Origin of the sequence: Kineococcus sp. DHX-1 (assembly GCF_042473625.1) — a bacterium.
Classification (GTDB): Bacteria; Actinomycetota; Actinomycetes; order Actinomycetales; family Kineococcaceae; genus Kineococcus.
Genome location: NZ_CP170445.1, coordinates 1,433,119 through 1,458,184 on the forward strand (window position 1 = coordinate 1,433,119; position 25,066 = coordinate 1,458,184).

Below are 25,066 nucleotides of genomic sequence, written 5' to 3' on the forward strand. Positions count from 1 at the left end.
CTCCCCCCGGGCGGCGCGGACCGTTAAGATCAGTCACCACCTGTGACGCGCGGTCACCGGCGGCGACACCGGGAGGGGGCGGCGTGGGCACCGAGCTCGAACCCGTCAGCCCGTTCGGACCGTTCGACCCCCTCGCCGAGTGGGCCCACAAGCTCTACCTGGACGGCTACGGCGAGCGGGCCATCGCCGCCAGCCGCGAGGCCCTGGCCTTCTGCGAGGCCGCCGGGGACGAGCGCACGGCCCGGTACCTGCAGTTCATCTGCGGGGTCGCCCTGCACCAGCTCGGCCGCGCGGCGGAGGCCAGCGAGGAGGCCGGGCACCTGCTGCGCCGTCTCGGCACCGGCGCGGACCCCGTCTGGCGGGCCAAGGCCCTCGCGCTGCTCGCGGAGTCCCGCGTCGACCTCGGCATGACGGCCCTGGCCATGGACCACCTCGCCGAGGGCAAGCTCATCGTCTCGGCCCAGCCCATCCGCACCTACGACCACCTCTCGGCGACGATGTCCGTCGCCCTGGCGCTCAACGCCCTCGCGCTCTTCGAGCCCGCCGACGAGCTCATGGTCCAGATGCTGGCGCTCACGTTCCCGCCCGCGCGGGTGCGGCTCAACGTGGCGCAGGAGGCCGCGGTCCTGCAGGTCGCGTGGGGGTCGATGCTCGAGGTCGCCGGCCGCGCCGAGGAGGCCTGGCCGCACTACACCGAGGCGCTGGCGCGGGCGGCCCGGATGCGCCAGCTCGCCGCCGAGGCCGACTACCCCGAGATGCTCGCCCGGGCCGAGGCCGTCGAGGCGTTCGTCCTGCAGCGCACAGGGGACACCGACCTCGCCCAGGCCCGGCTGCGGCCGGCGATGGACGCGTTCCGGCTGCGCGAGGAACTCGCCGAGACGCAGATCGCGCGGATCGCCCTGGCGATGGTCGCCTCCGACGCGGGCGACCGGGCCGCCGCCGCGGACCTCCTCGCCGCCGTCCAGCGCGTCTCCTCGGCCACCCAGCTCGACGTGTGGGGGCTCACGGCGCTCGCCGTCCGGGCGCGCAACGCCGTGCTGCACGACGGCCGCAGCGAGGCCGCCGACGCGCTCGAGCTCCTGGCCCAGGTCTCGCTCACGCGGCTCTGGGAGGACCGCGAGAGCCGGTTCGAGGCGCTGCAGGACCGCATGCGCCAGCGGGAGATGGCCGAGCAGCACGAACGCCTCGGCCGTGCCTCGCTCGTGGACCCCATGACCGGCCTGGGCAACCGCCGCCGCCTGCAGCAGGTCCTCGAACGCCCCGACCAGCGCTTCGGGGCTGTCCTGCTCGACGTCGACCGCTTCCGTGCCGTCAACGACGAGCACGGCCACGACGCCGGCGACGCGGTCCTGCGCCGCATCGCGGACCTGGTGCAGCGCAACGTGGGTGACGACGACATCGTCGTGCGCTACGGCGCCGACGAGTTCGTGGTCCTCGTGCCCGGCGGGCGCGGCGCGGAGCAGACGGCCGAGCGGCTGCTGGAGGTCGTGCGCAAGGAACCCTGGCTGGAGATCTCCCTCGGCCTGCGCGTCACCGTCTCGGCCGGGGTGGCCGGGCCGGCGTCGGCGGCCGAGGCCGTCGCCGCCGCCGACCGCGCGGTGCTCGACGCCAAGCGCTCGGGACGGGACCGGCTCGTCGCGTCATGAGGTCGCACCGGCGAGGCGCTGTCGGAACCCCGACCTACAGTGGGGCCGTGGCGGGCGGCAGGGGATCCAGCGGGAGCAGGGGATCCAGCATCGGCGGGGCGAAGAGCTACCGCGACGAAGCCGTCGTCCTGCGCACCACCAAGCTCGGCGAGGCCGACCGGATCGTGACCCTCCTGACCCGGCACCACGGCCGCGTGCGCGCCGTGGCCAAGGGCGTGCGGCGCACGTCCTCCCGCTTCGGGGCGCGGCTGGAACCCTTCACCTGCGTCGACGTGCAGCTGCACCGCGGCCGCTCCCTCGACACCGTCACCCAGGTCGACGTCCTCGCCCCCTACGGGCAGGTCCTGGCCGCCGACTACGGCCTCTACACGGTGGGGCACGCCCTGGTGGAGACGGCCGAGCGGTTCACCGAGGTCGAGCGCGAGAACGCGACCCAGCAGTACCTGCTCCTCGTCGGCGCGCTGCGGACGCTGTCGCGCCGCGAGCACGCCGCCCCGCTGGTCCTGGACGCGTTCCTGCTGCGCTCGCTCGCCGTCGCCGGGTACGCCGCGAGCTTCGCCGACTGCGCCCGCTGCGGCGAACCCGGCCCGCACACGGCGTTCAACGTCGCTGCCGGGGGAGCGGTCTGCGGCGCCTGCCGGCCGCCGGGTTCGGCCGCACCGGACCCGCAGACCCTGGACCTGCTCGCGGCGCTGCTCAGCGGGGAGTGGGCGGTCGCCGAGGACGCCGAGGACCGCTGCCGCCGTGAGGGCAGCGGGCTCGTCGCCGCCTTCCTGCAGTGGCACCTCGAACGCGGCATCCGCTCGCTGCGGCACGTGGAGCGGCCCGAGGAGACCCCCGTCCGCTGAGTTCCGGCCGTTCGCCGACGTCGCGACGGGTCGGCCGGTGACGACGGGCACGGTCTCGGCTGCGCCTGACCACCGGACCGACGCCACCGTCCCCGCCGACCGTGACGTGATCGACCGGGACCTGCTGACGTCGACGTGCGGCTCGGTTTCCCCGTCGTCGTCGGAGGTGCCCGGGGTGCAGTCGCCGTCCCGGTGTCAGAACGGGCTGGAGGTCCCGGCGCCGCGGGAGTGGCCGGAAGGGCTGACCGCGGGTGCGTGGCCCACCGCGCGACGGCCGACGGTTCCGCGGCCGTCCTCACGGCCCAGACGCTGGTCGACTCCCCGCGGCCGCCGGTGTTCCGGCAGGAGTTCTGGTCGGTCGCCGGGTGGGGCTCAGGCCCGCTGCGGCGCGCGGGCCAGCCGCCAGTCCTGGCCGGCGCCCTCGACGACGACGGACGTCGCGTTCGCCATGCGCGCCAGCTCGACACCGGCCAGGCCCTCGACCGTCGCGCGCAGCAGCGTCCCGTGGGCCACGACGACGAGCGGGACGTCGCCGTGCTCGGCGCGCAGCCGGCGCAGGGCGCCCGCCCCGCGCGCGACGAGGTCCTCCCACGGTTCCTGGCCCGGCCGCTCGCCGTTCGGGTACCGGGCCGTCAGCTCGGCGAGGTTCCCGCCCTCGGCCTCGCCGAAGTGCCGCTCGACGAGGTCGTCGTGCGGTGCCAGCAGGTCCAGGCCGAGGCGGTCGGCGATGATCTGCGCCGTCTCGCGGGCGCGGGACAGGGGCGAGGACGCGACCGCGGCCCAGGGGACGTCCCCGAGGGGTTCGGCGAGCTGCTCGGCCAGGGCCCGGGCCTGTGCGCGACCGGTGTCGTTGAGCGGGATGTCCGTGCGGCCCTGGAGACGTCCGTCGCGGTTCCAGTCGGTCTCGCCGTGGCGCACGAGGGCGGTCCGGGCAGGGGTGGGGGAGGTCACGTGGTCGGGCACGTGCCCCATGGTCCCACCTGGCACCCTGGTGCCGTGCCCGTGACCGGACCCCGACGACGCCGTTCCCCCCAGACCCCCGCGCGCGAGGCGCGCCCGGTCGTCGCGCCGCCGCCGCACCCGTCCGGTGCTCGCCCGCCCCAGCTGCCGGCCGACCAGGTCCCCCAGCACGTCGCGATCGTCATGGACGGCAACGGCCGGTGGGCGAACCAGCGGGGCCTGTCGCGCATCGAGGGGCACAAGATGGGGGAGGCGTCCCTGCTGGACGTCGTCGCCGGCGCGGTCGAGATCGGCGTCACCCACGTCTCGGCGTACGCGTTCTCGACGGAGAACTGGCGTCGCAGCCCCGAGGAGGTCAAGTTCCTCATGGGGTTCAACCGCGACGTCATCCGGCGGCGCCGGGACGTCATGGACTCCTGGGGCGTCCGCGTCCGTTGGGCCGGTCGTCGTCCCCGTCTGTGGCGCAGCGTCATCAGCGAGCTCGAGACGGCCGAGGAGATGACGCGGAAGAACACCGTCTGCACGTTGACGATGTGCGTGAACTACGGCGGTCGCGCCGAGATCGCCGACGCCGCACGGGCTCTGGCCCAGGACGTCGCGGCCGGGGTCGTGAACCCCGACCGGGTCGACGAGCGCACGTTCGCCCGCTACCTCGACGAACCGGACATGCCGGACGTCGACCTGTTCTGGCGGTCCTCCGGGGAGCAGCGGACCTCGGGGTTCCTGCCCTGGCAGTCGACGTACGCCGAGATGGTGTTCTCCGACGTGCTGTGGCCCGACGTCGACCGCCGGGCGCTGTGGGCCGCGATCGAGACGTACGCGACGCGCAACCGCCGCTACGGCGGGGCGGCGGACGCCCCGGACCCCACGGACGAGACGGCGGTCACCCCGCAGGAGTGACCGCCGCCCAGAGGGTTCCGGTGGGTGTCAGCCGGTGTTGCGCATCCCCGCGGCGATCCCGTTGATCGTCAGCAGGAGGGCGCGGCGCAGGGCGGGGTCGACCTCCTCGCCGCTCGCGCGGGAGCGGGCGAGCAGCGTCACCTGCAGCGCGTGCAGCGGTGCGAGGTAGGCGTCGCGCAGTTCCAGGGTCCGACGCAGGACCGGGGCGCCCTCGAGGAGCTCGTCCTGCCCCGTCAGCCACAGGACCTGCTCCAGCGTCGTGGCGTGCTCGGCGCGGATCGTCTCGAACGCCCCGCGCGCGTCGGCGCCGACGAGTTCCTCGACGTAGTGCGCGGCGATCCCGAGGTCGGTCTTGGCCAGCGTCATCTGGACGTTGGAGACGAAGCTGCGGAAGAACGCCCAGTCGGCGTACATGGCGCGCAGGTCGTCCTCGTGGCCGGCCTCGCGGGCGGCGCGCAGGCCGGACCCGACCCCGAACCACCCCGGGACGTTGATGCGGCTCTGCGTCCACCCGAACACCCACGGGATCGCCCGCAGGTCCTCCAGGCCACCGGTGCCGCCGGGACGGCGCGAGGGACGGGAACCGATGTTGAGGTTCCCGAGCTCCTCGACCGGCGTCGCGGAGAGGAAGAACGGCACGAGACCGGGGTCGCGGACGAGCGCGCGGTAGGCCTGCTGGCCCGCGGCGGCCACGGCGGACATCGTCTCGTCCCAGCCGTCGAGGACCTCGCGCGGCTGCAACGGCGTGCGGTGCAACGTGGACGCCTCGAGCGCGGCGGACAGGGCGACCTCGAGGTTGTGCCGGGCCAGGCGCGGCTGGACGTACTTGTCCGAGATGACCTCGCCCTGCTCGGTGACCTTGATGGGTCCGTCGAGCGTGCCGTAGGGCTGGGCCAGGATCGCCTCGCCGGTCGGGCCGCCCCCGCGGCCGACGGACCCGCCGCGGCCGTGGAACAGGCGCAGGGTCACGCCGTGGCGCAGGGCCACGTCGCGCAGCGCGCGCTGGGCGCGGTGGATCTGCCAGCGGGAGGCGGCGATCCCGGCGTCCTTGGAGGAGTCGGAGTAGCCGAGCATGATCTCCTGCACGTCGCCGCGGGCGGCGACGACGCGGCGGTAGGAGGGGTCGGACAGCAGACCCTCGAGGAGTTCCTCGGCGTTCTCGAGCTCGGTGACCGTCTCGAACAGCGGAGCGAACCCGATGCGCGCCACGTCGTTCGCGCCCGGCGTCTCCGCGAGGTCGACGAGCCCGACCTCCCGGGCCAGGACGACGACGGCGAAGATGTCGTCGATCCCCTTGGTCATGGAGACGATGTACGTCTCGATGACGTCGTCGCCGTAGCGGTCCAGCGCGGTGCGGATCGTGGAGAACAGCTGCAGCACACGGGCCGGGGTGTCGGTGAGGGTGCGGGCGGCGGAGCCGATGAGGGGGCGGTGGCCCGTGAGCTCCTTCGACAGCAGCTTCGTGCGCGCCGTGCGGTCCAGGTCGGCGTAGGGCGTGATGAGCTCGCCGAGACGGTCGTAGATCGCGGCCAGGGCGGTGTGGTGCTTGCCGGCGTCCTCGCGGACGTCGAGCGTGGCCAGGCCGAACCCGACGGCGCGGGCCACCCGCAGGAGGCGGGCGACGGCCCCGTCGGCGACGAGGTCACCGTCGTTGGCGCGCAACGAGTCCTGCAGCATCTGGATCTCGGCGGTGTACTCCTCGATGCCGGCGTAGTCGCGGCCCGGGACGTGCTCGGCGCCGCTGTGCAGGCGGGCCCGGGTGCCCTCCAGGCGGGCCAGGACGTACGACAGCTTGAACCGGTACGGCTCCTCGCCGTTCAGGTGCTCGCGGGCGGCCCGCACCCGGGGCAGCGCCTGCGCGTCCGCCTCGAGGGAAGCCAGCAGCTCGTCGGAGACACCGACGATCTGGGTGGAGGCGGCGAGTTCGGTCATGAGGTCGCGCGTGGCGGCGGCCAGGACGTCGAGCGCGGCGTCGTGCTGCATGCCCAGGACCTCGGCCGTCACCTCGGGGGTGACGTTCGGGTTGCCGTCGCGGTCCCCGCCGACCCAGTTGCCGAAGCGCAGGGGCTGCGCCTGCTCGGGCAGTTCCAGGCCGAGCTCCGCCAGCCCGACCGCCAGGTCCTCGAGCAGGTCCGGCAGCACAGTGGAGGTGAGGTTGCGCAGGTAGTGCAGCGCCGAGCGGGCCTCGTCGGCCGGGCGCGGGCGCAGGACCCGCAGCTCGTCGGTCTGCCACAGCTCGTCGACGAGCTCGGCGAGGCGGCGCTGGCCCCGGCGGGACTCCAGCGGACGCTGCGAACCGTCCTCGGACGCCTCGACGATCGTGGTGATGCGCAGCAGCAGGTCCAGCACGGACCGGCGGCTGGACTCGGTGGGGTGGGCCGTGAAGACCGGGCGCAGCTGCAGCCGGCCGAGGATCTCCTGGGCCGTGCCCTTGTCGAGGTCCCCCGACCGCAGGGCCTCGCCGAGCCGCTCGAGGGTGCCGTCCAGGCCGCCGGCCGAGGCGCGGGAGAGCTCCAGGCCGCGGTGCAGCTGCTCGGAGGCGTTGGCGAGCTGGAAGTAGGCGGTGAAGGCGCGGGCGAGGTTGATCGCGGTGGCGTCGTCGACGCCCGACAGCAGCGCGGCCAGGTCGGCACCGTCGTCGGGGCGGCGGGCCAGCTTGCGGACCTGCTCGACGAGGTCGAGCAGCTCGCGGCCCTCGTGCCGCGTGAGGGACTCCCCGAGGAGTTCACCGAGCTTGCGGACCGACGCCCGCAGCGCGGCGTGCCCCTCGTCGGAGGAGACCCCGTCGACCGTGAGCACGTCGCGTGACGTGCGGGTGGTCCCGGGCGGGGTCTGCAGGTCGGGCTGCAGTCCTTCGTCCGTCGGTGCGCTCATGCGACGCCTCGCCTCCCTGCCGAGTGCTCGGAGGTCGACGCTGACTCCTGTGCACGTGCTGACTGCTTCTCGCGGGGCAGTCTGGCCTGTCGCCCCCCGGAAGCGAAACCGAGGGGGTGCTCCGGCAGGGAGCCGAGGCGGCGCGGGGGCTCAGCTGCCGTTCGCGGCGGCCTTGAGCTTGGAGCCGGCGGTCAGCTTGGCGCCGTAGGAGGCGGCGATCTCCATCGTCTCGCCCGTGCGCGGGTTGCGGCCGGTGCGGGCGGCGCGCTCGACGCGCTCGACGGTCAGCAGGCCCGGCAGCTTGACGGGCTCGCCCTTGCCGACGGCCTCGACGAGGACGTCGCCGAGCGCGTTGATGACGGAGTCGGTGTCGGACTGCGTCAGGCCGGCGCGCTGGGCGACGGCGGTGACGAGTTCGGAGCGGTTCACGGGTACTCCCGGTGGGTGTCGACAACGGTGGTTGCAGGGCGACGTTACCGGGGGTCACCGCCCGTGCTCAGCACGTGGGAGGGCGTGGGGCGCGTCGGGGTGTCTGCTACCGTCCCTCTTCTTGAGAACGGATCTCATCAAGGAGTGCTCGTGCGACTGCCCGTGACCCTGCTGACCTCGATGGACCCGGTGCTGCGCGACAGCGCGACCGCCGCCGCCCTGTGGGGCGGGCCCGGGACCGTGCTGCTGCGCTACGACCTCGCCCCCGACCGGCTGCACCGCCTGGCCGCCGAGTTCGACCGCGTGCTGGAGGACGTGGACGTGCCGCTCGAGCACGCCTGCCTCGGCTGCGCCCTGCGCGAGGACGTCCTGCCGACCGTCGCGGCCATCGCCCGTGCAGGCCGGGCCGAGCGCCTGGTGCTCGCCCTGCCCGTGACCGCCGAACCGCTCGCGGTGCTGCAGGCCCTCACCCTCGGCACCGACGGTCCCGACGACCTCGCCGACCTCGTCGCGGTGGCCGGCGTCGTCTCCGTGGTCCACGGTCCCGGCCTCCTCGACGACCTGCTCGGCGACGAGCTCATCACCGACGGCGACGGGGAGGAGACCGACCGGGCGGTGGGGGAGGTGCTGGCCCACCAGCTCGACGAAGCGGACCTGGTCCTCGTCGACGGCGAGCTGCCCGCCCGGTCGTCGGTGCTGCTCGACCACGTCACCGCGCCCGGCTGCGTCGTCGCCGACCTGCTCGCCGTCGACGCCCCCGACCTGCTCGCACCCCGCCGACTCGCCACCTCTGTCGCCGCGGAACCGTTGCGCCACAGCGACCTGCGGGCCGCCCGGCCCAGCGGCGCCGACGACCGGCTCGGCGTGTTCACCCTCGACCTGCGCACTCCCGCCGCCTTCCACCCCGGTCGGCTCCTGGAGGAGATCGAGGCCGTCGGCGCGGGCCGGCTGCGCGCCCGCGGGTTCTTCTGGGTGCCGTCGCGGCCCGACGTCGTCTGCGCGTGGGACGGGGCCGGCGGGCAGCTGAGCATCGGCACGATCGGGACCTGGGACGCGCGCCGCGGGGAGCGCCCCCGCACGCGCCTGGTCGTCACCGGCGTCGACGAGGGCGACGCCGAACGCGTCAGCGCCGCCTTCGAGCGCATCCTCGCCACCCCCGCCGAGAGCGCCGCGTGGACCGCGCCGGAGGACGGCCTGGAGCCCTGGCTCGGGGACCGCTGACCCCGGCGCACGGCCCCGGGCCCGCGTGGAGGACACGCCTTCCGCCCTCAGAACACGCTCTCCGAGGGCGGAGGGTGTGTTTTCCGCCCCCTTGCGGTTCGCGCCGGGGGAGTCCCGCGGCCGGTGAGGGCGATGTCGAGCGGGGTCAGTCGCGGGCGCTGCAGGCGGCGCAGACGCCGAAGACCTCGACGACGTGCTGGACGGCCGTGAAGCCGTGCTCGGCGCCGATGCGGCGGGCCCAGGCCTCGACCTGCGGGCCCTCGACCTCGACGGTCGCGCCGCAGCGGCGGCAGACGAGGTGGTGGTGGTGGCCGGTGCTGCAGCGGCGGTACACGGCCTCGCCGCCGTCGTCGGTGCGCAGGACGTCGACGTCCCCGTCCTCGGCGAGCACCTGCAGCGCGCGGTAGACGGTGGCCAGACCGACGTTCTCCCCGCGCTCGCGCAGCCGGGCGTGCAGGTCCTGGGCCGACATGAACGCGTCCGCCTCGTCGAGGACCGCCGACACGGCCGACCGCTGCTTCGTGGACCGACGGGCGGGCGCCGACACCGTTCCTCGCACTCCTCAGGTCGGGCCCGGTGCGGCCCGGGCGGGTCGGCTCAGCCTACGTCGGCTGGGCCGTCCGGGCCGAACGGCTGCGACCCGTCGGCACCGGTGCTCGCTCAGCGCGTAACCTCACAGGGGTCCGCGCCGCGAGTGCGCGGACGCCGCCGACACCCAGCCGGACAGGAGATCCCAGCGTGGCCGCATCCCGCCTCGACGCCGTCATCAACCTCGCCAAGCGGCGGGGGTTCGTGTTCCCGTCGGGGGAGATCTACGGCGGTACCCGCTCGGCCTGGGACTACGGACCCCTCGGCGTGGAGCTGAAGGAGAACATCAAACGCCAGTGGTGGCGCCGGATGGTCACGACCCGCGAGGACGTCGTGGGCCTGGACTCCTCGGTCATCCTGCCGCGCCGCGTGTGGGAGGCCTCCGGTCACGTCGCCGTCTTCACCGACCCGCTCGTGGAGTCCCTGCAGACCCACAAGCGCTACCGCGCCGACCACCTCCTCGAGGCCTACGAGGCCAAGCACGGCCACCCGCCGGAGAACGGCCTGGCCGACGTGCCCGACCCCGACACCGGGGTGCGGGGGCAGTGGACCGAACCGCGCGACTTCTCCGGCCTCATGAAGACCTACCTCGGCGCCGTGGACAACGAGGAGGGCCTGCACTACCTGCGGCCCGAGACGGCCCAGGGCATCTTCGTGAACTTCGCCAACGTCATGGGCTCGGCCCGGAAGAAGCCCCCGTTCGGCATCGGCCAGATCGGCAAGAGCTTCCGCAACGAGATCACCCCGGGGAACTTCATCTTCCGCACGCGCGAGTTCGAGCAGATGGAGATGGAGTTCTTCGTCGAGCCCGGCACGGACGAGGAGTGGCACCAGTACTGGCTCGACGAGCGCATGTCCTGGTACACGGGCCTGGGCATCGACGCGGGCAACCTGCGCTTCTACGAGCACGCGCAGGAGAAGCTGTCGCACTACTCCAAGCGCACCGTGGACATCGAGTACCGGTTCGGGTTCCAGGGGTCGGAGTGGGGCGAACTGGAGGGCATCGCCAACCGCACCGACTACGACCTGACGACGCACGGCAAGGAGTCCGGCGTCGACCTGTCGTACTTCGACCAGACCAAGGGCGAACGCTGGGTCCCGTACGTCATCGAGCCCGCAGCGGGCCTGACCCGGTCGCTCATGGCGTTCCTCGTCGACGCCTACACCGAGGACGAGGCCCCGAACACCAAGGGCGGCGTGGACAAGCGCACGGTGCTGCGCCTGGACCACCGCCTCGCCCCGGTGAAGGCGGCCGTGTTCCCGCTCTCGCGCAACGAGCAGCTCTCGCCCAAGGCCAAGGACCTCGCCGCGGAGCTGCGCACGCACTGGAACGTCGAGTTCGACGACGCCGGCGCCATCGGCCGCCGGTACCGCCGCCACGACGAGGTCGGCACGCCGTACTGCATCACGGTCGACTTCGACACCCTCGAGGACCAGGCCGTGACGATCCGCGAGCGCGACACCATGGCCCAGGAGCGGGTCGGGCTCGGCCAGGTGGCGCAGTGGCTGGGGGCCCGCCTCCTCGGCGCCTGACGACCGCGGTGGGTGAGCCCACGCCCGGTCCGCTCAGCCAGCCGCTGACGGCCGGGGCGGTCGCCTCCGTCACCGGTTTCGCGTCCTCGTTCGTGCTCGTCCTCGCCGGCCTCGCGGCCGTCGGGGCGAGCCCGTCGCAGGCCGCGTCCGGGCTGCTCGCGCTGTGCCTGGCGCAGTTCGTCCTCGCCGCGCTGCTGTCGTGGCGCACGAGGTTGCCGCTGTCCTTCGTCTGGTCCACCCCGGGCGCCGCGCTGCTCGTGGCCGCCCAGGGGCGCACCGGCTCGCTCGGCGCGGCCGTCGGAGCGTTCCTGCTGTGCGCGCTGCTGGTCGTCGTCACCGGGGCCTGGCCGGCCCTGGCCCGGCTGGTGCGCCGGGTGCCGACCCCCGTCGCGGGAGCCCTGCTGGCCGGGGTCCTGTTCCCGCTGTGCCTGGCACCGGTGACGGCGGTGCGCCGCACGCCCGTCGTCGCCGTCCTCGTCGTCCTGGTGTGGCTCGCGCTGCGACGGTGGCGACCGGTGCTCGCCGTGCCCGCCGCGATGGTCGTCGCGCTCGCCGCGACCGTCGCCGACCTGCCCACGGGCGCTGCGCTGCACTGGGTCCCGACCCTGACGCCCGTCCTGCCCCCGTTCGACCCGTACGTCCTCGTCTCCCTCGGCGTGCCCCTGTACGTCGTGACGATGGCCGGGCAGAACATCCCGGGGTTCACGATCCTCGAACAGCTGGGCTACCGGGACGTGCCGACCGGGCGCGTCCTCGTCGGCGCGGGTCTGGGCACCGGTGCGGCTGCCCTCTTCGGCGGGCACAGCGTCAACCTCTCGGCGCTCGCCGCCGGGATCATCGCCGGGCCCGGGGCCGACCGGGACCCCGGCCGGCGCTGGATCGCCGCCGTCGCCGGAGGGACGGGGTACCTCGTCCTCGGGCTGCTCGCCGCCCCCATCGCGGGCCTCGTGGGCGGCACCGACCCCGTGCTCGTCGAGGCCGTCGCGGGGCTCGCGCTGCTGGACTCCTTCGTCGGCGGCCTCGTCTCGGCCCTCGCGGACACCGCGCACCGCGTGACGGCCGGCGCGACGTTCGCCGTCGTGGCCTCGGGGCTGACCTTCGCCGGGATCGGCAGCGCGTTCTGGGGGCTGCTGGCCGGGCTGGTCGTGTTCGCCGCGCTCCACCGGCCCCGCGCGCGGGCATGACATCCGTCACCCCCGGGGGGTGACGCGGGGCCGAGGTCCGTGGCCCGCGTCCCCGCCACGGTGGGGGGATGGAGATCAGCACCCCGGCAGCGCCGGCCCGGTCCACCGCCCCCGCGGTGACCACGCCCGCGATCGCCGTCGAGTCCCTGCACAAGCGCTTCGGCAGGGTGGAGGCCGTCGACGGGCTCGACCTCGTCGTGCGGCCCGGCGAGGTCGTCGCGTTCCTGGGCCCCAACGGGGCCGGCAAGACGTCCACCATCGACGTGGTCCTCGGTCTGTCGCAGCCGACCTCGGGGACGGTGAGCGTCTACGGCACGAGCCCGCGCGACGCCGTCGCGCACGGCTGGGTGTCCGCCGTCATGCAGAGCGGCGGGCTCCTCAAGGACCTCACCGTCCGCGAGACCGTCCAGATGACGGCGTCCCTCTTCGCCCGCACGCAGCCCGTCGACGTCGTCCTCGAGCGGGCCGGCATCACCGCCATCGCCGGCCGGCGCGTCGGGAAGTGCTCCGGCGGGGAGCAGCAGCGGCTGCGCTTCGCCATGGCCCTGCTGCCCGACCCGCGCCTCCTGGTGCTCGACGAACCCACGACCGGGATGGACGTCGAGGGCCGCCGGGCGTTCTGGGGCGCCATCCGCGACGACGCCCGCCGCGGGCGCACCGTCGTCTTCGCCACCCACTACCTCGAGGAGGCGGACAGCTACGCCGACCGCATCGTCCTCGTGGCGCACGGGAAGGTCGTCGCCGACGGGACGCCGTCGCAGATCAAGGCCCTGTCCGCGGGCCGGCTCGTCCGGGCCACCTGGCCCGGGGCACGCCTGGCCGACCTGGAGGACCTGCCGGGCGTCGACGACCTCGAGCTGAACGGCGACCAGGTCCTCGTGCACGCCAACGACTCCGACGCCGTCGCACGGTTCCTCCTGACCCGCACCCCCGCCACCGACCTCGAGATCACCGCGCGCGGGCTCGAGGACGCCTTCGTCTCCCTCACCAGCACCACCCCGGAGGTCTCCCGGTGAGCACGCTGCCCCTCGCCCCCAGCACCGCTGCGGAGGTCCCGCGGGGCCTGGTCAACCCGCTCTACGTGCAGCTCGACGTCCGCCGCGTGCTGCGCAACCGGCGGACGCTGGTCTTCACCCTCGTCATGCCCGTCGTCTTCTACTTCGCGTTCGGTGCGCCGCAGCCGGGGGCGGACGCCAAGGCGTACGTGATGCTGAGCTTCGCCGTCTACGGCGCCATGGTCGCCGCCACGAGCGTCGGGGCGTCCGTGGCCGTCGAACGCGCCAGCGGGTGGAGCCGGCAGCTGCGGCTCACGCCCATGCGGCCGGCGACCTACGTCGCCAGCAAGGTCATCGCGGCCGCGAGCATCGCCGTCATCCCCGTCGCGGTGGAACTGGCCATCGGTGCCGCCACCGGCGCACGGATGCGCGCCTCGGCCTGGGTCGTCGGCGGGCTCGTGGCCTGGATCGGCTCGCTCGTCTTCGCCGCCCTCGGCCTGGCCATCGGCTACCTCGTGCCGTCCGAGAACGCCATGCAGGTCATGGGCCCCGTCCTGGCGCTCCTGGCCATGCTCGGCGGACTGTTCGTGCCGCTGAGCATCTTCAGCCACACCCTGCAGACCGTCGCCTCGTTCACCCCCGCCTACGGGGTGGGTGTGCTGGCGCACTGGCAGATGTCCCACGACGGCTCCTTCGTGGGGGCGGTCGCCAACCTCGTCGTGTGGACCGCGCTCTTCGCGACCGGGGCGGCCCTGCTGTTCCGCCGGGACACCGGGCGCGTGTGAGCCGGCGGACGAGGACCGCGGGCGTGGCGGCGTGGGAGGGTGCTCCCGTGCCGTCGCGCGACCCGTTGCCGCCCATGGCGGTCCCGCGGATGCGGGGTTCGGGGTACCTGTTCGCCGGGGTCTGGCTGCTCATCCTCGTCCAGACCGTCGAGGACGCGTGGGGCAACCCCGACCGGCGGCTCGGGACGCTCTCCATCGTCGCGACCGTCGGTTTCGGCGTCCTGTACTTCCTCCTGCTGTCCCGCGGCTGGGGCCGGATGCGGGTCGCCGGCCGCCTCGAGGTCGCCCACCGCGAGGCAGTGCTCGGCCTGCTGGCGCTGAGCCTCCTCACGGTCCTCATGGTCCCCGGTGCGGGGACCAGCGGTTTCAACAGCGTCTTCTTCGTCTGCGCCTACGCCGCGTTCGCCCTGCCCTTCCGGCAGGCCGTGGCCGTCGCCGTCTCCCTCATCCTCGGGGTGGCGCTGCTCGGGCGCTTCGTGCCCGGCTGGGACGGGCTCGAGGGCACGGCCATCGGCGCCTTCTTCGCCACGGCCGCAACGCTCGGGACCACTCGGCTCGTCGCCCGCGGCCACCAGCTCGCCGTGGCCCAGCAGGACCTGGCCCGCCTCGCCGTCGCCGAGGAGCGCAGCCGGTTCTCCCGCGACCTGCACGACCTGCTCGGGCACTCCCTGACCGTCATCACGCTGAAGGCCGAGCTCGCCGGTCGTCTCCTGGACGTCGACCCCGGCCGCGCCCGCGCCGAGGTGGCCGACGTGGAGCGGCTGGCGCGCACCGCGCTCAGCGACGTCCGCGCCGCGCTCGAGGGGTTCCGCGACGTCTCCCTGGGCACCGAGCTGGCGGGCGCCCGACAGGCCCTGGCCGCCGCCGGGATCACCGCCCACCTGCCGCGCTCCGTCGACGAGGTGGACCCCGAGCTGCAGGAGCTGTTCGGCTGGGTCGTCCGCGAGGGCGTCACGAACGTCGTGCGGCACTCCGGGGCCCGCGCCTGCTGGGTGCACGTCGAACCCGGCCGGGTCGTCGTCGCCGACGACGGGACGGGACCCCGGCCGGGGGAGCGGGGCTCGGGGCTGGCCGGGCTGGCGGCCCGCGCGCAGGCCGTCGGCGGGGCCGTCACGGTCGGCCGCTCCGAGCACGGCGGGTTCGAGCTGGCGGTGCGGGTGTGATCCGGATCCTGCTGGCCGACGACCAGGCGCTCGTGCGCGGAGCCCTCGCGGCCCTGCTCTCGCTCGAGGGCGACCTGGAGGTCGTGGGGGAGGTCTCCCGCGGCGACGAGGTCGCCGAGACGTGCCGGACCCTGCGGCCGGACGTCGTCCTCATGGACATCGAGATGCCCGGACTGGACGGCATCGCAGCCACCGCCGCCGTCCGCCGCGCCGTCCCCGGCACCCGCGTGCTCGTCGTCACCACCTTCGGACGGCCGGGTTACCTGCGCCGGGCCATGGAGGCGGGAGCCGCCGGCTTCGTCGTCAAGGACACCCCGGCCCGCGAGCTCGCCGACGTCGTCCGCCGCGTCGCCGCCGGTCTGCGCGTCGTCGACCCGGCGCTCGCGGCCGAGTCCCTCGCCGCCGGGCTCACCCCGCTCACCGAGCGGGAGACCGGGGTGCTGCGCGCCGCCCGCGACGGCGGCACCGTCGCCGACCTCGCCGCTGCCCTGCGCCTGTCCGAGGGCACGGTGCGCAACCACCTGTCCGCGGCCATCGGCAAGACGGGGGCGCGGACCCGCGCCGAGGCCGTCCGGCTGGCGGAGACGAACGGCTGGCTCTGACGGGGGGTCACAATGGGTGCGTGAGTGCACCCACGTCGACCGCCGTCCGGCCGCTGAGGATCGGGCCCCTCGTCTCGGCGACCCCGGTCGTGCTGGCGCCGATGGCCGGCATCACCAACACCGCCTACCGCCAGCTCTGCCGCGAGCAGGGCGAGGGCTTCTACGTCAGCGAGATGATCACGTCACGCGCGCTCGTCGAGCGCACGCCGGAGACGATGCGGCTCATCTCCTTCACCCCGGCCGAGCGGCCGCGCAGCCTGCAGCTGTACGGCGTGGACCCGCTCACCGTCTCCAAGGCCGTCGAGATGATCGTCGCCGAGGACCTCGCCGACCACGTCGACCTGAACTTCGGCTGCCCCGTGCCGAAGGTGACCCGCAAGGGCGGTGGGTCGGCGCTGCCGTGGAAGGCGGACCTCTTCCGCGACATCGTCCGCGGCGCCGTCACCGCGGCGTCCCGGGGTGGCATCCCGGTGACGGTGAAGATGCGCAAGGGCATCGACGACGACCACCTGACGTACCTGCAGGCCGGGCGGACGGCCGAGCAGGAAGGCGTCGCGGCCGTCGCGCTGCACGGGCGCACCGCCTCCCAGCACTACTCCGGGCACGCCGACTGGGACGCCATCGCGCGCCTGCGCGACACCGTCACCTCCATCCCGGTCCTCGGCAACGGCGACGTCTGGAGCGCGGAGGACGCGCTGGACATGGTGCAGCGCACCGGGGTCGACGGGGTCGTCGTCGGTCGTGGCTGCCTCGGCCGGCCGTGGTTGTTCGCCGACCTCGAGGCCGGGTTCGCCGGCCGCCCGGAGCGGGTGCGGCCGGGGCTGCGCCAGGTGACGCAGGTCCTGCGCCGTCACGCCGAGCTGCTCTGCAAGTTCTACGAGGACGAGCTGCGGGGCTGCCGCGACATCCGCAAGCACATCTCCTGGTACTTCAAGGGCTACGCCGTCGGCGGGGACATGCGGGCCCGCCTGGGGCTCGTCGACACCCTCGAGGCGCTCGACGAGCTCATCGCCGACCTCGACCTCGACCAGCCGTACCCCGGTGCCGCGGCCGAGGGGTCGCGCGGCCGGGCCGGGTCGCCGCAGGCGCGCGTCGCGCTGCCGGAGGGCTGGCTGGACTCCCAGGAGCTCACGGGCGCGGCCGCCGAGATGATCCGCCAGGCCGAGCTGTCGGTGTCCGGCGGATGAGCGGCTACGGTCCGGCGGACGTCGAGCGGTGGGCGACCGAACCCCCCAAGACCCACGGCCGCAGCGCGTTCATGCGCGACCGCGCCCGCGTCCTGCACTCCTCCGCGCTGCGTCGCCTCGCGGCCAAGACGCAGGTCGTCGGCCCCGGGACGGACGACTTCGTGCGCAACCGGCTGACGCACTCCCTCGAGGTCGCGCAGGTCGGGCGTGAACTGGGCGCGGCCCTGGGCTGCGACCCCGACGTCGTCGACACCGCGTGCCTGGCCCACGACCTCGGGCACCCACCGTTCGGGCACAACGGGGAACGGGCCCTGGCCGAGGCCGCCGTCGGCATCGGGGGTTTCGAGGGCAACGCCCAGACGCTGCGCATCCTCACCCGTCTGGAGCCCAAGTCGGTCGCCGCGGACGGCTCGCCCGTCGGACTGAACCTGACCCGGGCCAGCCTGGACGCCGCGACGAAGTACCCGTGGCTGCACGGCAAGGCGCCCCGTGCGACGTCGAAGTTCGGGGCCTACGCCGACGACGCGGAGGTGTTCACCTGGTTGCGCGGACAGGCCCCCGAGAACCGCCCGTGCGTCGAGGCGCAGGTGATGGACTTCGCCGACGACGTGGCCTACTCGGTCCACGACGTCGAGGACGCCGTCGTGGCGGGGCACGTGCGTCTCGACTGGCTCGAACAGGGCGAGATCCGCGCGCGCGTGGCCGAGCAGGTCCGCGACTGGTACGTCCCGGACGCCTCCGACGACGCGGTCGACGCTGCGCTGCAACGACTTTCCTCCTCCGGCTTCTGGGCTGCCGAACGACCCGGCGAGGTGTTCGGCGGGCGGCGGCACCTCGCGGCGCTGAAGGACATGACCTCCCAGCTCATCGGCCGGTTCGCGAACGCGACCGAGCGGGCGACGCGGGACCGGCACGGCGACGGCCGGCTCACCCGGTACGCGGCCGACGTCGTGGTGCCGCAGGAGACGGCCCTCGAGGTCGCCGTCCTCAAGGGCGTGGCCGCGACCTTCGTCATGAGCGCGCAGGAACGGCAGCCGTTCTACGCCCGGCAGCGAGAACTGCTGCACGAACTGCTCGACGCCCTCGTCGCGGGCGGCCCGGACGTGCTCGAACCCCCGTTCCGGGAGGACCACGCCCTCGCCGTCGACGACGCCGCGCGGCTGCGCGTCGTCGTGGACCAGGTCGCCTCGCTGACCGACGTGTCCGCTTTGGCCTGGCACGAGAAGCTCACGCGCTCGCGCCAGCGGTAGAGAAGGGGACGGTGGCCGCAGGTCGCCCGCGGTCAGCGAGCCACCGACGGGACGCGCCGCGGCGCGACCAGGAGGCACGTCACGCGGTCGTCCTGCCGGGACACCTCCTCGGCGGTCACACCGCCGGGGTCGGTGATCGCCACTCCCTCCGCGTCGTGCCCCTCGGCTCACGGGCCGGGGCGGCGGTGGGTCCAGCTCCCGCGCCACCGGTGGAGCCGTGGTCGCCTCGGGCCCGTCGCCGAGGGCCACCCGGGGAAGTCGTCCGGTCGGTTCCCCGGACGGTGGGCAGGACTGGGCGTTCTCGGCCGGGACCGCGAGCCGGCTGTGGACGACGAGGGCCCGTGGAGCCCGCGTCGTCAGCGGGACCGGCGTCGAGCGGAGATCACCCCGGTGTCGAACCCGGCCAGGTGCAGCCCGCCGTGGAACCGGGCGTGCTCGATCTTCAGGCAGCGGTTCATGACGACGGTGACTCCGTGCTCGGCGCCGCGCCGGGCGACGGCCTCGTCGGCGAGCCCGAGCTGCATCCACATCACGGGTGAGCCGACGGCGATGACGTCGTCGAGGACCGCGTCGAGCTCGCTGGGGCGCCGGAACACGTCGACGAGGTCGGGGACCCCGGGGAGTTCCGCGAGCGAGGGGTAGGCCGGGCGGCCCAGGACCTCGGTCTCGTTGGGGTTGACGAACCAGAGCTCGAAGTCGGAGTCGGCCAGCAGGTACGTCTCGACGAAGTAGGAGGCGCGGGACGGTTTGTTCGACGCCCCGAGGATCGCCACGGTCTTCGTGCGGCGCAGGATCCGCAGCCGTTCCCCGGCCGACGGGGCCTTCCACGTGCTGGCGGGCGCGTCCTTCGACCCGGTCGCCGCGGGCTGTTCCCACAGGTTCTCCGGGGCTGCCACCGTGCCGGTGTCGGAGGCGCTCGTCGTCGTGGTCTGCGGGTCGGTCACGAGTTCCCCTTCACGGCCGCGGCGAGGGCCTGGTCGAGGTCCCACAGGACGTCCTCGACGTCCTCGAGGCCCACGCTGATGCGGATGAGGTCGGCGGGCACGCCCGCCGCCTGGAGCTGGTCGGCGGACAGCTGCTGGTGCGTCGTGGACGCGGGGTGCAGGACGAGCGTGCGCGCGTCGCCGATGTTCGCCAGGTGCGAGCACAACTGGACCGAGTCGATGAAGCGTTCTCCCGCAGCGCGTCCGCCGGCGACGCCGAAGGAGAACACGGCTCCGGGTCCCTCGGGCAGGTACCGCTGGGCGAGGACGTGGTGGGAGTGCGACGGGAGCCCGGAGTACCGGACCCAGGACACCCGTTCGTCGGCCTCGAGCCACGCCGCGACGCGCTGGGCGTTGGCGACGTGCTCACGCATCCGCTGCGGCAGCGTCTCCACGCCCATGAGCAGCAGGAACGCCGAGTGCGGGGACAGGGTCGCGCCGATGTCGCGCAGCTGCTCGCTGCGCAGCTTGGTGAGGAACCCGTACTCGGCGAAGTTCCCCCACCAGGACAGCCCGCCGTAGGAGGCGACCGGTTCGGTCATGGCCGGGAACTTCCCGTTGTCCCAGGGGAAGGTGCCCGCGTCCACGACGACGCCCCCGAGGGTCGTGCCGTGACCGCCGAGGAACTTGGTGGCCGAGTGGATGACGATGTCCGCGCCGTGCTCGATGGGCCGGCACAGGTAGGGCGTCGCGGTGGTGGCGTCGACGATGAGCGGGATCCCGGCCTCGTGCGCCACGTCGGCCAGGCCGCGGATGTCCGCCACGACCGTGGAGGGGTTCGCGACGAGCTCGGTGAAGACGAAGCGGGTCTTCTCGGTGATGGCGGCGCGGACCGACTCCGGGGTCGGGTCGACGAAGACGGTGTCGACGCCGAAGCGGCGCATGGTCACGTCGAGCTGGGTGACGGTGCCGCCGTAGAGGTTGTTCGACGCGACGACGTGGTCGCCGGCGCCCGCGAGGGCCGCGAACGTGAGGAACTCCGCGGACTGCCCGCTGGCGCAGGCCAGGGCCCCGAGCCCCCCCTCGAGGGAGGCGATGCGCTCCTCGAACGCGGCGACCGTCGGGTTGGAGATGCGCGAGTAGATGTTGCCGTACTTCTGCAGCGCGAAGAGGTTCGCGGCGTCGGCGGCGTCCTCGAAGACGAAGCTCGTCGTCTGGAAGATCGGGACGGCCCGGGCCCCCGTGGTGGGCTCGGGGACGGCGCCCGCGTGCACGGCGCGGGTGCGGAAGCCCCAGGTGCGGTCGTCGCCGCTGCTCTGCTCGCTGCTCACGGGGCGATCCTGCCACCCGCCGCCCGCGGGACGCGTCGGCACCGGCGCCTACACTCCACCCGTGGCCGGGCGCATCCATCCAGACGACCTCCAGGCCGTCAAGGAGCGCGTCCGCCTCGACGAGGTCGTGGGCGAGCAGGTGACGCTGCGCTCCGGGGGTGTCGGCTCCTTCAAGGGCCTGTGCCCCTTCCACGACGAGCGCACGCCGAGCTTCACCGTCCGGCCCGCGACGGGCCGCTGGCGGTGCTTCGGGTGCGGGGAGTCCGGCGACGCCATCGAGTTCGTCATGAAGATCGACGGCCTCGGTTTCGCCGACGCCGTCGAGCGCCTGGCCCAGCGCGCCGGCATCCAGCTGCGGTACGTCGACGACGGCGGTCGCACCGCCCAGCGCCCGGCGGGCAACGCCGGTCAGCGCCAGCGGCTCCTGCAGATGCACGAGGTGGCGGAGGAGTTCTACGCCCGCCAGCTCGAGGCGCCCGGCCCGGCCGAGACGGCGCGGCAGTTCCTGGCCGCCCGGGGTTTCAGCCGCGAGGACGCGGCGCGCTTCGGTGTGGGGTTCGCCCCGAACACCGGTGACGCGCTGCTGCGCCAGTTGCGTGCCAAGGGGTTCAGCGAGGACGACCTCGTCACCTCGGGGTTGGCGGGGCAGAGCCAGCGCGGCCTGTACGACCGGTTCCGCGGGCGGCTGGTCTGGCCGATCCGCGACGTCAGCGGCCACACGGTCGCCTTCGGCGCCCGGCGCCTGTTCGACGACGACCGCATCGAGGCGAAGTACCTCAACTCGCCCGAGACGCCCGTCTACAAGAAGTCGCAGGCCCTCTACGGCCTCGACCTGGCCAAGCGGGAGATCTCCCGCACCAAGCGCGTCGTCGTCGTCGAGGGCTACACCGACGTCATGGCCTGCCACCTCGCCGGGGTGGGCACGGCCGTCGCGACGTGCGGGACCGCGTTCGGCGAGGAGCACGCCCGGATCGTCCAGCGGATGCTCGGTGGCGCCGACGTCGCGGCCGAGGTCGTCTTCACCTTCGACGGGGACGCCGCCGGGCAGAAGGCCGCCATGAAGGCCTACGAGCTGGACCAGCGCTTCAGCGCGCAGACCTACGTCGCCGTCGCCCCGGGCGGGCAGGACCCGTGCGAGCTGCGGCTGTCGGCGGGGGACGAGGCGGTGCGCCAGCTCGTCGACGGTCGTGTGCCGCTGTTCGAGTTCGCCATCCGCTCCACGATCGAGCGGTACGACCTGGACTCCGAGAGCGGCCGCCTCGCCGCGCTCGACGCCGCCGCCCCGATCATCGGCGCGATCCGCGACCGCGGGTTGCAGCAGCGGTACGCCATCAACCTCGACCGGTGGACGGGGTTCCTCGACGAGCGCTTCGTCCTGGACCGCGTGCGACGGCACTCCGGGGGTCCCGGCCCGGGGGCCGCGCGTCCGCAGACCACGCCGCCGCCGCCCCCGCGCCCCTCGGTGGACCTCAACGACCCCGTCGCCCAGCTCGAACGGCGCGTGCTCTCGTGCGCCCTGCAGGCGCCCTGGTCGGTGGCGGAGGTGTTCGACGCCCTCGAGGCGGACGCCTTCGGGGCGCCGGGGCACCGCGCGGTGCACGACGCCGTCGTCGCCGCCGGGGGACCGGCCGAGGCTCCCCAGGGTCCGGCCTGGCTGACGCGGGTCCTCGACTACGCCGACGGTCCCGTGGCCTCGCTCGTCGACGAGCTCGCGGCCGTCGACCTGCCCGTCTCCAGCGAGGAGGAGCTCGAGCGGTGGGGGCGCTCGCTCGTGGCAGCCCTCGCCGGTCAGGCCGCGACGCGCGCCGTCGCCGACGCCCGGCGCGCGCTCATGCGCCTGGACCCCTCGAGCCAGGCGGAGGAGTACCAGGCCGCTTCCGCCGAGCTGTTCCGCCTCGAGCAGGCCCGCCGGACGTGGCAGGAACGGGCTCAGGGAGGGGCGTGACGGGGACCCGCGGGCGTGCACGAGGACGCCTGAGGGGCTGGTACGGTTGGACAGTCGTCACGGCGGGTTCACTCGTCTGACGCGGAGTGGTCCCGCATAGCTCAATTGGCAGAGCAGCCGGCTGTTAACCGGCAGGTTGTTGGTTCGAGTCCAACTGCGGGAGCTTCCGACGAGAGGGCGCACCGGTTCCGGTGTGCCCTCTCGTGCGTTCCGGGGTGCGTCGGCTGCGCTGCGGGTGTCTCGTCGGGCGGGTGCAGACGAGCTGGAGGATGGCCGCACAGGCCACGCGCCACTGCCTCACCGGGTGCGCGGCGGGCGAGATCGCCGGAATGGTCGTCGCCGCGCTCACCGGCCTCGGCGGCGCCGCCACGATCGTGCTGTCCCTCGTGCTCGCCTTCGCCTTCGGGTACGCCCTGACGATGCGCGGGGTGCTGCGTGCCGGGGTCGGCTGGCGGCGGGCGGTCCGGCTGGCGCTGGCGTCGGACACGGTCTCGATCGCCGTCATGGAGGTCGTCGACAACGGCGTCATCGGGCTCGTCCCCGGGGCGCTCGCCGCGGGTCTGGGCCAGTGGCTGTTCTGGTGGACCCTGGCGCTGTCGCTGGGCACGGCGTTCGTCGTCGCCTGGCCGATCAACCGCTGGCTCATGGCCCGAGGTCGCGGTCACGCCGTGGTCCACGAGCTGCACGAGGGAGCGCACGCCCAGTGACTCCTTCCGGGACGGATCACCGGTTTCACCGAGCGGTGCCGCCGGCCCCGACCCACGATGAGGGCGTGCTCCTGCGACTGCCCGGCACGTACCCCGCTCAGGGCGACACCCGGCTCCTCACCCGTGCCCTGGTGGACCTCGACCTGGCCGCCGGGCGGGACGTTCTCGACGTCTGCACCGGCGGTGGGGCCCTCGCCCTCGCCGCGGCGCGAGCCGGTGCCCGCAGCGTCACCGCGGTCGACCTGTCCTTCCGGTCGGTGCTGACGGCCCGCGCCAACGCGGCGCTGGCCGGGGTGCCGGTCGACGTGCGTCGCGGCGACCTCTTCGAGCCCGTCCGAGGACGTCGTTTCGACCTCGTGCTGGCCAACCCTCCGTACGTGCCGGCGGCGACCGACCGGCTGCCCCGGCACGCTCCCGGCCGGTCGTGGGACGCGGGGATGGACGGCCGGGCGGTGCTGGACCGGATCTGCGACGACGTGCACCGGGTGCTGGCGCCCGGTGGGCACCTGCTGCTGACGCAGTCCGCCCTCGCCGACACCGAACGGACCGTGGAACGGGTGACCGCGGCCGGTCTGCAGGCCCGTGTCGTGGCCCGTGCGCCGGAACCGTTCGGTCCCGTCATGCGCCGGCGCGCCGAACTCCTGCGCTCGCGGGGACTGCTGCTGCCGGACCAGGACCACGAGGAACTCGTCGTCGTCTGCGCGCAACTGCCCGAGACGGCGCAGGTGCGTCGTGTCGCCTGACGGCCCGGCGCAGCGCGTCGTCGTCACCGGAGACGGCCCGCTGCTCGTGGAGGGGCCCGTCGAGGTCGACCTGCCCGACGGGACGACGGTGCGGTCCGAGCGTCCGGTCGTCGCGTTGTGCGTCTGCCGGCGCAGCGCCATCCAGCCCTGGTGCGACACCAGCCACCGGCGTCGCGCCCGCAGGAAACCCCCGGAGGAGAGCGCGTGAGCACCACCTCGACCAGCGAGACGACGCACGGATCCGTCCGCACCCGTCCCGCCCTGCCGCGGTCCCGCGGTCCGATCAGCACGGCCGTGCTGACGAGGTTCCACGGCGGTGCCCTGCCGACCGTCGACGTCGCGGTCGCCGACCCCTGGGGCGACGACCTGCAGCTCGCCCTGTACCTCTGCTACGAGCTGCACTACCGGGGTTTCGCCGACGTGGACGACGACCTCGAGTGGGATCCGGCGCTGCTCGCGCTGCGCGGCGAGTTGGAGCGGTCCTTCTGCGCTGCAGCCCGTTCCGTCGTGGCCGGCGGTGACGACCTCGACGGGGAGATCGCCGGGCTCCTCGTCGCGAGCGACGGCGAGGGCGGCACCTCGCACTTCCTGCGCGAACGGGGGACCGTCGAGCACTTCCGCGAGTACATCGCCCTGCGCTCGGTCTACCACCTCAAGGAGGCCGACCCGCAGGCCTGGGTGATCCCTCGGCTGGAGGGAGCGGCCAAGGCCGGTCTCGTCACCGTCGAGCACGACGAGTACGGCGCCGGTCGCGGAGACCGCATGCACGCCGGGTTGTTCGCGGACATGATGCGCGAACTCGGGCTGAGCGACGCCTACGGCGAGTTCCTCGACGTCGCGCCCGCCGAGGTCCTCGCCGAGGTGAACCTCATGTCCCTGTTCGGTCTGCACCGCAGCTTGCGGGGCGCCCTGGTCGGGCAGTTCGCCGTCGTGGAACTCACGTCGTCCCCGGGGTCGCAACGCCTCGTCGACGCCGCGCGGCGGCTGGAGTGCGGGCCGGCCACGGAACACTTCTACGCCGAGCACGTCGAGGCCGACGCCGTGCACGAGCAACTCGTCCGGCACGGCGTCATCGCCCCGCTCGTCGCGTCCGACCCGGCGATGGCGGCCGACGTGGTCTTCGGGATCCAGGCCGCCGTCGCCCTCGACGAGCGGTTGGGGCGGCACGTCCTCGGAGCGTGGACGCAGGGGCGCTCGGCGCTGTTCGGCGGGTGATCGGACCGGTCGGATATCCTCGCCGGGCGGCTCGCGG

23 protein-coding genes and 1 tRNA gene are annotated in these 25,066 nt (G+C 74.1%); 18 read left to right on the top strand and 6 right to left on the bottom strand.

All coding sequences use genetic code 11. The features are described 5' to 3' along the window. Positions 1-83 precede the first annotated feature (83 nt). Together ACFEMC_RS06905 and recO are read left to right on the top strand one after the other, a co-directional pair. On the top strand, positions 84-1,646 hold the full coding sequence (locus ACFEMC_RS06905) for a GGDEF domain-containing protein (protein ID WP_380174853.1): 1,563 nt from the start codon (positions 84-86) through the stop codon (positions 1,644-1,646). A 47-nt stretch (positions 1,647-1,693) separates the two neighbouring features. Further along, positions 1,694-2,494, top strand: coding sequence for a DNA repair protein RecO (gene recO, locus ACFEMC_RS06910; protein WP_380174855.1), 801 nt, complete (start codon positions 1,694-1,696; stop codon positions 2,492-2,494). 372 nt (positions 2,495-2,866) lie between these two features. Here recO and ACFEMC_RS06915 read toward each other — a convergent pair whose 3' ends face one another. After that, positions 2,867-3,457 (bottom strand): histidine phosphatase family protein, encoded by a 591-nt coding sequence (locus ACFEMC_RS06915; protein WP_380174857.1) that lies wholly within the window; start codon positions 3,455-3,457, stop codon positions 2,867-2,869. 39 nt (positions 3,458-3,496) lie between these two features. Here ACFEMC_RS06915 and ACFEMC_RS06920 point away from each other — a divergent pair, with 39 nt between their 5' ends. Next, on the top strand, positions 3,497-4,354 hold the full coding sequence (locus tag ACFEMC_RS06920) for an isoprenyl transferase (protein ID WP_380176642.1): 858 nt from the start codon (positions 3,497-3,499) through the stop codon (positions 4,352-4,354). A gap of 27 nt (positions 4,355-4,381) precedes the next feature. Here ACFEMC_RS06920 and ppc read toward each other — a convergent pair whose 3' ends face one another. Both ppc and ACFEMC_RS06930 read right to left on the bottom strand, forming a co-directional pair. Then, positions 4,382-7,228, bottom strand: a complete 2,847-nt coding sequence (ppc, locus tag ACFEMC_RS06925) for a phosphoenolpyruvate carboxylase (RefSeq protein ID WP_380174859.1) — start codon at positions 7,226-7,228, stop codon at positions 4,382-4,384. A gap of 150 nt (positions 7,229-7,378) precedes the next feature. Next, entirely contained in the window at positions 7,379-7,657 is a 279-nt protein-coding gene (locus ACFEMC_RS06930; RefSeq protein WP_366172103.1) for an HU family DNA-binding protein, read from the bottom strand. 150 nt (positions 7,658-7,807) lie between these two features. Here ACFEMC_RS06930 and ACFEMC_RS06935 point away from each other — a divergent pair, with 150 nt between their 5' ends. Next, on the top strand, positions 7,808-8,878 hold the full coding sequence (locus tag ACFEMC_RS06935) for a GTP-binding protein (RefSeq protein ID WP_380174862.1): 1,071 nt from the start codon (positions 7,808-7,810) through the stop codon (positions 8,876-8,878). A gap of 145 nt (positions 8,879-9,023) precedes the next feature. On the opposite strand, the gene ACFEMC_RS06940 is transcribed toward ACFEMC_RS06935, so the two are convergent. Then, positions 9,024-9,425 carry a Fur family transcriptional regulator gene (locus ACFEMC_RS06940; RefSeq protein ID WP_367635886.1) on the bottom strand — a complete coding sequence of 134 codons (402 nt, stop codon included), beginning with the start codon at positions 9,423-9,425 and terminating at the stop codon, positions 9,024-9,026. A 191-nt stretch (positions 9,426-9,616) separates the two neighbouring features. Between ACFEMC_RS06940 and ACFEMC_RS06945 the strand changes: the two genes are divergently transcribed. The 8 genes from ACFEMC_RS06945 to ACFEMC_RS06980 all read left to right on the top strand — a co-directional run bounded on the left by ACFEMC_RS06945 (position 9,617) and on the right by ACFEMC_RS06980 (position 18,165). Next, a complete protein-coding gene (locus ACFEMC_RS06945; RefSeq protein WP_380174865.1) occupies positions 9,617-10,999 on the top strand; it encodes a glycine--tRNA ligase in 1,383 nt (460 codons plus the stop codon). Positions 11,000-11,007: 8 nt separating this feature from the next. Next, the gene (locus ACFEMC_RS06950; protein ID WP_380174867.1) at positions 11,008-12,183 is read left to right on the top strand and encodes a benzoate/H(+) symporter BenE family transporter; all 1,176 of its coding nucleotides are present in this window, start codon (positions 11,008-11,010) and stop codon (positions 12,181-12,183) included. A gap of 68 nt (positions 12,184-12,251) precedes the next feature. Further along, on the top strand, positions 12,252-13,199 hold the full coding sequence (locus ACFEMC_RS06955; RefSeq protein WP_380174869.1) for an ABC transporter ATP-binding protein: 948 nt from the start codon (positions 12,252-12,254) through the stop codon (positions 13,197-13,199). Next, positions 13,196-13,963 carry an ABC transporter permease gene (locus ACFEMC_RS06960; protein WP_380174871.1) on the top strand — a complete coding sequence of 256 codons (768 nt, stop codon included), beginning with the start codon at positions 13,196-13,198 and terminating at the stop codon, positions 13,961-13,963. Before ACFEMC_RS06955 ends, ACFEMC_RS06960 begins: the two co-directional genes overlap by 4 nt. A 47-nt stretch (positions 13,964-14,010) precedes the next feature. Beyond that, on the top strand, positions 14,011-15,126 hold the full coding sequence (locus tag ACFEMC_RS06965) for a sensor histidine kinase (RefSeq protein ID WP_380174873.1): 1,116 nt from the start codon (positions 14,011-14,013) through the stop codon (positions 15,124-15,126). Continuing rightward, positions 15,123-15,728, top strand: a complete 606-nt coding sequence (locus ACFEMC_RS06970; protein ID WP_380174875.1) for a response regulator — start codon at positions 15,123-15,125, stop codon at positions 15,726-15,728. Before ACFEMC_RS06965 ends, ACFEMC_RS06970 begins: the two co-directional genes overlap by 4 nt. Before the next feature lie 20 nt (positions 15,729-15,748). Further along, positions 15,749-16,915, top strand: a complete 1,167-nt coding sequence (dusB, locus tag ACFEMC_RS06975; protein WP_380174878.1) for a tRNA dihydrouridine synthase DusB — start codon at positions 15,749-15,751, stop codon at positions 16,913-16,915. Then, on the top strand, positions 16,912-18,165 hold the full coding sequence (locus ACFEMC_RS06980; protein WP_380174880.1) for a deoxyguanosinetriphosphate triphosphohydrolase: 1,254 nt from the start codon (positions 16,912-16,914) through the stop codon (positions 18,163-18,165). The genes dusB and ACFEMC_RS06980 overlap by 4 nt, the downstream gene beginning before the upstream one ends. Positions 18,166-18,521: 356 nt before the next feature. Here ACFEMC_RS06980 and ACFEMC_RS06985 read toward each other — a convergent pair whose 3' ends face one another. Beyond that, complete coding sequence (locus ACFEMC_RS06985; protein WP_380176644.1) at positions 18,522-19,043, bottom strand: CoA-binding protein; 522 nt, start codon at positions 19,041-19,043, stop codon at positions 18,522-18,524. Positions 19,044-19,105: 62 nt separating this feature from the next. After that, a complete protein-coding gene (locus ACFEMC_RS06990) occupies positions 19,106-20,419 on the bottom strand; it encodes an O-acetylhomoserine aminocarboxypropyltransferase/cysteine synthase family protein (RefSeq protein ID WP_380174882.1) in 1,314 nt (437 codons plus the stop codon). A gap of 61 nt (positions 20,420-20,480) precedes the next feature. Here ACFEMC_RS06990 and dnaG point away from each other — a divergent pair, with 61 nt between their 5' ends. The 6 genes from dnaG to ACFEMC_RS07020 all read left to right on the top strand — a co-directional run bounded on the left by dnaG (position 20,481) and on the right by ACFEMC_RS07020 (position 25,029). After that, a complete protein-coding gene (gene dnaG / locus ACFEMC_RS06995; protein ID WP_380174884.1) occupies positions 20,481-22,364 on the top strand; it encodes a DNA primase in 1,884 nt (627 codons plus the stop codon). Positions 22,365-22,454: 90 nt separating this feature from the next. Then, positions 22,455-22,527, top strand: a tRNA-Asn gene (locus ACFEMC_RS07000). A gap of 106 nt (positions 22,528-22,633) precedes the next feature. Next, the gene (locus ACFEMC_RS07005; protein WP_380174887.1) at positions 22,634-23,071 is read left to right on the top strand and encodes a DUF4396 domain-containing protein; all 438 of its coding nucleotides are present in this window, start codon (positions 22,634-22,636) and stop codon (positions 23,069-23,071) included. Positions 23,072-23,136: 65 nt separating this feature from the next. Beyond that, the gene (locus ACFEMC_RS07010; RefSeq protein WP_380174889.1) at positions 23,137-23,814 is read left to right on the top strand and encodes a HemK2/MTQ2 family protein methyltransferase; all 678 of its coding nucleotides are present in this window, start codon (positions 23,137-23,139) and stop codon (positions 23,812-23,814) included. Then, entirely contained in the window at positions 23,804-24,022 is a 219-nt protein-coding gene (locus ACFEMC_RS07015) for a CDGSH iron-sulfur domain-containing protein (protein WP_380174891.1), read from the top strand. Before ACFEMC_RS07010 ends, ACFEMC_RS07015 begins: the two co-directional genes overlap by 11 nt. After that, complete coding sequence (locus tag ACFEMC_RS07020) at positions 24,019-25,029, top strand: iron-containing redox enzyme family protein (RefSeq protein ID WP_380174893.1); 1,011 nt, start codon at positions 24,019-24,021, stop codon at positions 25,027-25,029. Before ACFEMC_RS07015 ends, ACFEMC_RS07020 begins: the two co-directional genes overlap by 4 nt. The last annotated feature ends 37 nt before the right edge of the window (positions 25,030-25,066 follow it).

Coding starts and splice junctions, on each gene's coding strand:
- ppc (WP_380174859.1), bottom strand. CDS start 7,228: ATGAGCGCACCGACGGACGAAGGACTGCAGCCCGACCTGCAGACCCCG.
- ACFEMC_RS06955 (WP_380174869.1), top strand. CDS start 12,252: ATGGAGATCAGCACCCCGGCAGCGCCGGCCCGGTCCACCGCCCCCGCG.
- ACFEMC_RS06980 (WP_380174880.1), top strand. CDS start 16,912: ATGAGCGGCTACGGTCCGGCGGACGTCGAGCGGTGGGCGACCGAACCC.
- ACFEMC_RS07005 (WP_380174887.1), top strand. CDS start 22,634: ATGGCCGCACAGGCCACGCGCCACTGCCTCACCGGGTGCGCGGCGGGC.